The organism is Leptolyngbya sp. FACHB-541 (assembly GCF_014695875.1).
Taxonomy (GTDB): Bacteria; Cyanobacteriota; Cyanobacteriia; order Elainellales; family Elainellaceae; genus JAAUTN01.
The window spans coordinates 1-9,287 of the sequence record NZ_JACJPC010000010.1 but is presented as its reverse complement, the minus strand read 5'-3'; the positions used below and the strand labels follow the sequence as shown (position 1 = coordinate 9,287).

Annotated in this window: 6 protein-coding genes and 1 pseudogene; 2 read left to right on the top strand and 5 right to left on the bottom strand. The window is 50.6% G+C overall.

Features of this window, described 5'->3' with window-relative positions:
* From H6G00_RS00245 to H6G00_RS00225, 5 genes are all read right to left on the bottom strand, one after another.
* On the bottom strand, nucleotides 1–284 hold a 284-nt coding region (locus H6G00_RS00245), incomplete at its 3' end, for an NAD(P)-binding protein (RefSeq protein WP_190795095.1).
* Nucleotides 285–428: 144 nt separating this feature from the next.
* Complete coding sequence (locus tag H6G00_RS00240; RefSeq protein WP_190795094.1) at nucleotides 429–1,508, bottom strand: ABC transporter substrate-binding protein; 1,080 nt, start codon at nucleotides 1,506–1,508, stop codon at nucleotides 429–431.
* 168 nt (nucleotides 1,509–1,676) lie between these two features.
* Nucleotides 1,677–2,411, bottom strand: a complete 735-nt coding sequence (locus H6G00_RS00235; protein WP_190795093.1) for a calcium-binding protein — start codon at nucleotides 2,409–2,411, stop codon at nucleotides 1,677–1,679.
* Nucleotides 2,412–2,525: 114 nt separating this feature from the next.
* Nucleotides 2,526–2,810: a DUF4278 domain-containing protein gene (locus H6G00_RS00230; RefSeq protein ID WP_190795092.1), complete on the bottom strand. Its 285-nt coding sequence runs from the start codon at nucleotides 2,808–2,810 to the stop codon at nucleotides 2,526–2,528.
* A 241-nt stretch (nucleotides 2,811–3,051) separates the two neighbouring features.
* The gene (locus tag H6G00_RS00225; RefSeq protein ID WP_190795091.1) at nucleotides 3,052–7,362 is read right to left on the bottom strand and encodes a filamentous hemagglutinin N-terminal domain-containing protein; all 4,311 of its coding nucleotides are present in this window, start codon (nucleotides 7,360–7,362) and stop codon (nucleotides 3,052–3,054) included.
* Between the two features lie 568 nt (nucleotides 7,363–7,930).
* Here H6G00_RS00225 and H6G00_RS00220 point away from each other — a divergent pair.
* Together H6G00_RS00220 and H6G00_RS00215 are read left to right on the top strand one after the other, a co-directional pair.
* Nucleotides 7,931–8,428: a hypothetical protein gene (locus tag H6G00_RS00220; protein WP_190795090.1), complete on the top strand. Its 498-nt coding sequence runs from the start codon at nucleotides 7,931–7,933 to the stop codon at nucleotides 8,426–8,428.
* Nucleotides 8,429–8,481: 53 nt separating this feature from the next.
* Nucleotides 8,482–9,287: pseudogene (locus H6G00_RS00215) on the top strand (glycosyl transferase family 1); the annotation flags it as partial.

Genomic DNA, 9,287 nt, shown 5'->3' with positions numbered 1-9,287 from the left:
CGCGGAATCTCACGCGCTTTACCTTTTTGACGATGAACTTTTGATCCGTTGCAGAACACGCCAGCAGCGGCGATCGCTTCCTCTAATCCTGAAATCTGGCGAAGTGCTTTTCTCCCTCGCTCCTGAAGCGTGATTGGAAACGTGCGGTCTCGCGATACATCCACCAAACGCGGGTCAGAACGCTGCTCATACAGCTCAACGCGATATTTCCCTCGACGCAGTAGATAGTGAGCAAGTAAAAGTCCAGCCGGACCCGCTCCAATAATTACAACCTTTTGAAGCATTGAATTCTCCTAGTCCATTTCTCTGAGGTGTACTGAGTGCTTCCAGTTGAGCCTCCTCTCGGCTCTACCAATCCCACATTAACCTGACGCACTGCCCTCAGTCTTTGCAAGCTTTTGTCCCGTACTTAGCGACTCTCTTCTCACCTAACCTTGAGCTGCCTTCACAAAAGCTGGGTCAATGAGTGCTGACAACTGCTCTAATGTAGGGGCTTCTGAAATTTGGTTCTGGTCTTTCAGGAAAGTTGCCAAAGATTCCATGTGTTTACCAAGATAAACATCGCTGGTAGTGTCATCCATCAGCTTGATGTTGTCTTCCAAGCTAGTTAAACTGACTCCTTTCAGTTCTTCTGCAACTTCTTCGGGTTGTAATTCCAATTGCTTTCCAGTAATCACATATGCTTCGTCAGGATTTGTCTTAATAAATTCGTGTGCTTTAAAGATGCCATTCACAAAGCCTCGAATGGCTTGAGGGTTTTCTTCAACAAATTGAGTGCTGAAAATGTACACATCCGTAATGGCAGTTGGCATTTTGGATGAATCGTAAATAATGCGTCCATCCTTCTGAGCATTGTTGGACTGCTTCAAAAATGGGGAGTAGGTTACTGCAACATCAACTCGTCCAGACGTGTAAGCAGCGGCAGCAGCATCGGGTGTAACGTTAGTGATCTTGATATCATCACCCGTTAAGCCTGCCTCTTCTAGCACTTGCAGTAGGAAGAAATGGCTGACGCTGCCTAACTCTACCGCAATCTCTCGGCCCTTAAAGTCTGCAACATCTTTCACGCTGTTGCGCGCCAAGATACCGTCACCTCCGGTTGATGAATCCGCAATCTGAACAATGCGAAAATCTTGCCCTTGAGCAGCAAATGCCACTGTTTCCGTTGTAACGATGCTGATGCATTGAATGTGCTCAGCAGCAAATGCTGCGTTGCCTTCACCCGTAGTGCCAAAGACTTTTTGCTCCAGATCTAACCCACCTTCTTTAAAGAATCCTTTTTCAATAGCGACGTAAAGTGGGGCGTAGCCAATCCAAAGTGTGCTGCCATATGCACTTTTGACCAGCTCAGTCGGAGATGCCGACCCAGCAGGAGAGATGGTGGTCGAAGTATCTGGTGATGTTGCTTGGAGCTGAGAAGTACAGGCGTGAAGAGTTAGACCCCCTGCAACTCCTCCCATTAATTGAATTAATTGACGTCGTGTCAAAATTTGGGGGGACTGGCTCATATCTATTAACTCCTTGAAATGTGGTTGCTACCGTTAAATAGAGTGTCGTGTTGTGAATAAAATACTGACAGATTCAGCTCTGCAGGTTTACACCACTCATCTGCAAATTGCGCCATATTTTCTGCTCATTCACAAAAACCGACAGTCTGACAGCACTTCTGGCATGAGTTACACGGTAACGAAATCCGCTGCATTGGTTTGATTGGCGTCGACGTTCCGCAACACGGCGAACACATCGCCTCCCTGTCGAATTAAGGTATTGCGTCCCTGCTGCACAATGTCTAGCTGTCCAAAGCTGACGCTAATAGCGAAGGTGTCTCGGTTGTTTCTAAAGTCCACGATCGTATCAACTCCTGGGCCTGCTTCAATGTTGAACAGATCGTTGCCTGCACCACCAATCAGCCGATTGTTGCCTGGGCCGCCGATCAGCACATCGTTGCCAGCACCGCCGATCAGCACATCGTCGCCATCATCGCCGCTCAGCACATCGTCGCCATCATCGCCGCTCAGCACATCTCTACCAGCACCGCCGACCAGCCGATCGTTGCCTGCGTCGCCGATTAGCGCATCGCGCCCATCGCCGCCCCTCAACACATCATTGCCTGGACCGCCAAACTGCCGCTTGCCGATCAGTCCTAGCCGATCGTCCTGTCCGTCGCTGACCATGCGATCGCTCTGGCTTGTGCCCGTGAGGATGTCGGAGCGGCGATCGGCAGACTGTAAGACCGCGCTGTTGATCGGATTGACCGTGTATCCAATTAATGACTGCAGCACATTACCTTTTACCGTCGCCGTAAGTTCACCCGCAGGCGGAGCTTGGTCAAGCTGAAAGCGAAGGGCGATCGCGGTTCCGGCTTCTTCTACGAGAACTTCAGGTGACGCTGAAAAACGAATTGTGACCATTTGCAATCTCTCCAAAATGGAACTGTAGTACGTGGGAAAAGCCCATGCACTGAGGCTGCATCCCACATTCCTCTTGTCCTACATCTAACTGCATGCTGTCATTTGGTGAAGGCACTACTTCAGCGCTAGTTCGTCTGGGGCAAGATGACTTACCTGCATGTAAGGCACACCTCGATACCGCAACATCTGCACCGGTTGAGGAGTAACCTCAGCACTAGTTCGTCTAGGGCGAGATGACTGACTCTCTCGCATGTAGGGCACACCTCGATACCTCAACATCTGTACCGATTGAGGAGTAACCTCGCGCTGAGACAGATGATACTCGTAGTACTCGTATGAAACACCTAGAAAGTAAAGTTGCATGGTTTGCTTTTTTAGGGTAAAACTGCACTCTTCCATAGCTTATGTAAATCTCAGTGCTTCCAATTGCCTAACTTACTGCTCCATAGGTATATCAATGAAGCTGATGAATATAGTTCGCAACTTCTTCGTCCGAAGGGTTTGAGTGTTCGTAGAAGTTCCCTTTATTGCCCGATTAACCCACTAGTGTTGTTCAATGAATCTTGATGTGTGGCATCATATCCATCCTTTTTTCCCTGAAGGCAAAATTTTAGCGTTCGCGATCGCAAGCATCTTCGGATCACGGGTTCTCAGTTTGGTTACATAGGGAAGGTTGAACCATATGGGCGGGGGCTGCCACAATCAATCTCACCGTCCCATTTTCGACAATCCACTCTTGTGCTTCTACGATCGCCCCTGCTCTATCTGTTGCTTGATTAGGGGGAGCGATTGCCCCTTCGGGAATTTGTGAAGTAACCGCAGTTTCTGGTTCATCTAACGTAGACCAACCGGTAAGAGATTCTTCCCCAACCAGCGAATCAGTCGGGGCAGTTGGCAAGCCGCCTCGTCCTGTCACGATAAACTCACTTTCCCTTTGCCCCACTCCTGCACCAGAACAGGTTTGAGCAATCTGGTCGGAGGCATCTACCACCTCAGCAGGCAGTTCGGGAAGCCCTCGTCTGAGGTCAACATCAGGGGGAGTGATATCAACCGTTCCTTGCACGCCTAGCTCTGAACTGGCAGTGATGTCATTGGTAAGCGGATTATCTCGCGGCTGCGGGGCAATGCCAAACAGCCCTTCAGTGGTGATCCGGACATTGCCACCACTACCGCTAAATGCATTGGCGCGGATGTCACTATTTTCGTTCGGGACGGCAACAATGAAATCTGCATCAATGGCAATGTTGCCGCCGTCACCTCCAGCGCGCTCGGTTCCTGCAGTAGTCGAGATGAGGCTACCGTTGCGAAGCAGCAATACCCCGACATCGCGCAGGGTGATATTGCCGCCGTTGGTTGCCGCCGTTTCAGCTGTGAGGCGAGCTTGGTTATCTAACTGCACACCAGCGGCAGTGATGTCGATGCCGCCCGCGATGCCGCTGCCCTGAGAGTCTACGGCAATCCTGGCGCGATCGAACACCTGCAACTGCCCCGTTCTCAGTTGGACAATGCCTCCTTGCCCCGCAGAGTTAGGCGCGGTATTGGCAAACAAACCACTGGCGGTTCCTTGATTGCCGCTGATGTTGAATGGGCTCGCCCCAGAGAGCGTGATTTGATCACCAGCATTCAGGGTGATGCTGCCCGCCTGTCCGCTGCCACCAGTTGAGGTAATCACCTGCCCGCCATCGATCGCCTCAAAGGTATTGGCGTTGAAGCTAACCGTTCCGCCTGAAAAGGCATTCTCAGTTTCGGTCGAGATTGAAGCACCATCCGCAATACGAACCGCATCCGTCGCAATCCTCACATTGCCGCCGCTTCCTCGTGCGCCTGCCTCTGTCGTGGTAAAGATGCCACTCCCAAATAGTCGAGATCCTTGCCGTCTTGATCCTTCTAGGGAAACGCGATCGCCAGCAATAATTACGTTACCCGCATCGCCCTGTCCAGCAGTGCTAGCCGTTAGTCGTGCGCCCTCCGTGAGTGAGAGCGAGGAAGCTGTAATCTCAATGTTGCGGCCATCGCCCACCGCACCGGGGTTCACGCTACTCAAAATTGCACTATTGTTCAAACTTACGCGATCGCGAGCCTCGACAATCACGTTGCCTGCATTGCCTTGTCCAGCAGTGTCCGCAGCGAGTTGCGATCGATTGGTGAGCAAAAGCGAGCCTATGGTAATGCGGATATTACCGCCCGTACCCACAGCCTCCGTGCTCACTCTATCCGGATTCACGCTGCTCAAAATCGCACTATTGTTCAAACTCATGCGATCGCGGGCGCGAATCGTGACGTTGCCCGCATTGCCGCGTCCCGCAGTGCTGGCAGCAAATTGTGCCTCGTTAGTCAGAAAAAGGGAGCCTGCCCGGAGGCGAATATCGCCTCCGTCACCCACAGCACCTGGTCTAACGCTACTGAAAATCGAGCTGTTGTCGAATGTGGCGCGATCGCCGACATCGGTAATCACACTACCGGCATCGCCTTGTCCACCCGTTTCAGCGTCGAGTTCTGAATTGGTCAGGGAGAGGGAGCCTGTGGTGATGCGAATATCGCCTCCGTCACCCACAGCATTCGGCCTAACGCTACTGAAAATCGCACTGTCGCTCAAACTAGCGCGATCGCGGACGTTGAAAACTACATTGCCTGCATTGCCGCGTCCGAAGGTGAGCACCTGTAGCTGTGCCTCATTGAGCGACAGCGCGGAGGTGTTGAAAATTATGTTGCCCGCGTCGCCTTGTCCACGAGTTTCGGCACCAAATGCTGTTCTGTTGGTAAGTGAGAGCAAGCCTGTGGTGATGCGAATATTACCACCATTGCCTACAGCACCTGACCCAACGCTACTGACAATCGAGCTGCCGTTGAATGTGGCGCGATCGCCAGCATTAATAGTTACGTTGCCTGCATCACCCCGTCCAAACGTAGTGGTATCTAATAGAGCACTATTGGTGAGAAAAAGCGACCCGGTGGTGATGCGGATGTTTCCTCCCCGCCCAATGCCACTCTCCCTTACCGCACTAAAAACACCACTAGAAAAGCGACCATCGTCACTTGTGCCATCGAAGGAGGCGGTATCACGGGCATCAATGATGATGTCTCCAGCATCCCCCTCTCCAGCAGTACTGGCACTCAATAGAGCACCACTGGTGACAGAAAGCGTCCCAGTGGTGATGCGGATGTTTCCTCCCCGCCCGATGCCATCCTCCCCTACCTCACTGAAAGCACCACGAGGGAATAAGAGGACACCTGCGCCATTGAAAGAGACGGTATCACGGGCATCAATAATGATGTCTCCAGCATCCCCCTCTCCATTAGTCCTGGTACTCAACTCAGCATCATTAGTCAGGAAAAGCGACCCGGTAGTGATGCGGATGTTTCCTCCCCGCCCAATGCCAAACTCCCTTACCTCACTAGAAGCACCACTAGAAAAGCGAAAGTCACTTGTGCCATCAAAGGAGACGGTATCCCGGGCATCAATGATGATGTCTCCAGCATCCCCCTCTCCAGCAGTATCGGCACCCAACGCAGCACCATTGGTGACAGAAAGCGACCCAGTGGTGATGCGGATGTTTCCTCCCCGCCCGATGGCAGCCGCCCCTACCAAACTGAAAGCACCATTAGGGAAGAAGCGGTCACCTGGGCCATCGAAGGAGACGGTATCCCGGGCATCAATGGTGATATCTCCAGCATCCCCCTGTCCAAAAGTCCTGGAATCCAACAGAGCACCATTGGTGAGGAAAAGCGACCCGGTGGTGATGCGGATGTTTCCTCCCTGCCCGATGCCATCCCCGCCTACCACACTGGAAGCACCATTAGAGACGAAGAAGACACCTGCGCCATCGAAGGAGACGGTATCACGGGCATCAATGATGATGTCTCCAGCATCCCCCTCTCCATCAGTCTTGGTATTCAACTGAGCATCATTGGTGAGGGAAAGCGACCCGGTGGTGATGCGGATGCTTCCCCCCTGTCCTGTGGATTCAAACTCCACCTGGTTAGAAATTTCGCTATCAACTAGCGCGATCGACCCCGTTGCGTTGAGATCAACGTCCCCAGCTTGGCTGTCAACGCCTCCCAACCCTGCTGCAATTCCAGCCAAAATTGAACTGTTACTGAGGCTCAAGTTTCGGGCGGTGACCACGACACTTCCTCCATCGATCGCCGCAACATTGATTTGAGAATTATTCGCAAGCGACACATTCGATCGGGCAACATTGGTTGGAAACTCCAGGCTGGGACTATTACCATTCATCGTCAATCCGATCGTCCCCGGTTCTGAGAGTCCTCCCAGTTCCACTCGTCCGCCTAAAGCCGTTAACCGCCCATTTTCGAGCCGCACATCGCCACCCACTAAGGCGAGACTTTGACCGGGGGCAGTGGTGAGTCCGGTTGTATCCGCGATCGATCGATTGATAATCGGTTGCGGATTAAGCTGATTGAACAGTAAAGCGTTGGGATTGACGTTGAGCAGTGGCGTTGGTGCAGTGGCGTTGGTGGCGCTAAACACATCACCGTTAGGAAAGGCGATCGCATTGGCAGTGGTTGCCACAAAGGAACCGCGCACATCTAAGCGGGCATCGTCACCAAAGAGGATGCCGCTGGGGTTAAGTAAGAACAAGTTGGCATCGCCCAGCACACCGAGTACGCCCAGTATTTGTGACTGCTCGCCACCCGTGACACGAGCGAGAATGTTGTCTACCCCCGGATCAGCAAAGTAGACACTGCGTCCTTCATCAACATGAAATTCTCGAAAGCTGTGGAAGAGGTTATTGCCGCGCTGCGCTCCGCCTTCGATGCGATCGCTTGAGCTCTGTGGGTCGAGCGGAATGACAGTTGAGCTTTCCACTCCCAGCGTGTTATCGACGATCGGACGGCGTTGTGCCACTGCCACAGTTGTCCATCCCAGCACAATCGTACTGAGGACGATGCCGTTTACGATCGCAGTTTGCCAACCGAAGCGACGCATCAAAATTGCCTTTTCAAGAGTGATTATGTGGATAACAACCAGCATGGATTGAGCATCAACAAAGACGAAACATTAACACAGCCGATCGAAGTTTAGCCATCATCAGATTTATATTTCTTTATAGAAGAACGCATAATTTCAGCCACTCCAGCTTGAGAACTTGATAGAGCATGATGCAATTCAGGTTCACTCATTGACTAAAGGTGACATTGTGAGGAAAAGGAGAATGAATGCGCTCCTTGCTGAGCATTCTTTATTGAACAATATCCAGCGATCGCTTGCAGTAATTAAGCGAAGTCTTGCGAACAATTTCAGACCTTCGTCTAAGGAGCAGTTTTGCGGCGATATCGCTTGGCGTTTTTTCCAAACTTGATTCAGATATAACAATACTTCGGACAAAATCTGGGCAGATTTTGAGGCTCAAACTCTAACGCGATCGCACTAAACCTTCTTTCAAAGTTAGGGAGGTAGCTAGCTTTGAAACAATAGCTCAATTTCTAAAATCTAAGCTCCAAAAACTTTGTGAAACGGTTCAAAAACTTGTCTAAACCACTGTAGGAGAGAAGCCATGGATGCAGTCATCCAAGAAGGAAGAACCCAGGTCATTGCAATCATTGTTGCAGTAATTTTCTCATTATTGCTTTATACAATGATGGCGAAGAGAGTGGTAGTGACGAAAGCGATAGTGACGAGAGATCTTGGTTACCCTCTATCCTCGCCGAGTGACCTGATTAGAGCCGGAGTTGAATGGGAGGAGCTTCGCCCTCAATCCTCTCAACCCTCGCCGAGTAACATGATTAGAGCCGGACTTGGTTGGGCGGTGCCGGTCGTTCTTTGTTATTTCCTTTATCAAGGACAGGGTTGGGCAAAATGGGTGCTGGGTGTGCTACTTGCAACATACGCATTGCCCCCTTTTCTAGTCGTCTTGATTACCATTTTCTGCTCAGTCACTCTTCCCCGCTTAATCCTTCGTCCTGTTTGGATATTGATTCCGTTTGTAATCCAACTGATTGCAAGCTGGGTTTTGTTGCGATCGCCCGAAATCCAAGCGTTTTTATCTTCTTAGCGCGCAGAACAGTCAAGATAGTCATCTCATCATTTGTTCATTTTGGGTATCTTATGACTCATTTCGGTATAATTTGCCCCACAGGAAGCCATCTTACAGCTTGTTTTCCCTTAGGATATGAGCTTCAGCAACGTGGTCATCGTGTAACCTTCTTGAACGTTGTAGATGCTCAGGACAAAGTCTTAGCTGCCAACTTTGGTTTTAGGGCTATTGGCAAAGATGAACGCCCCAGTGGATCGGAAGCAGAAATTTTGGCTCACAGAGGTAAACTCAGTGGAATCGCTTCTTGGAAGCACAGTCTTAAAACTGCTGAACAAGATATGCGAATCATCCTTCAGGATGCTCCAGACATAATTCAATCTGAAGGAATCGAAGCATTATTAGTCGATCAATGTTCTCCGGTTGGAGGAACGGTTGCTGATTTTCTAAATCTTCCCTTTGTTAGCTTATGTAATGCGTTGCCCTTGAATCGAGAGATTGGCATTCCGCCAATGTTCACAACCTGGCAATACCAGACAAATTGGCGCGCAAAGTTACGGAATCGAGTTGGTTATTCCTTAGATAATCGATTAATAAAGCCGTTTAGACAGTTAACGGCTGAGTATCGGCAAAGGTGGAATTTACCTCCCCATACCCATCCAAATGATATATATTCCAAACTGGCTCAACTTAGCCAGCAGCCATCTGAGTTTGAGTTTCCTCGCAGAAACTTACCACCACACTTTCATTTCACTGGTCCCTACCACAGTGCGATTGGAAGAAATATCACGCCCTTTCCTTGGGAGCAGTTAACTGGGCAGCCCCTAATCTATGCTTCGATGGGAACAATTCAAAATCGTCTCCTACCAGTATTTGAGGC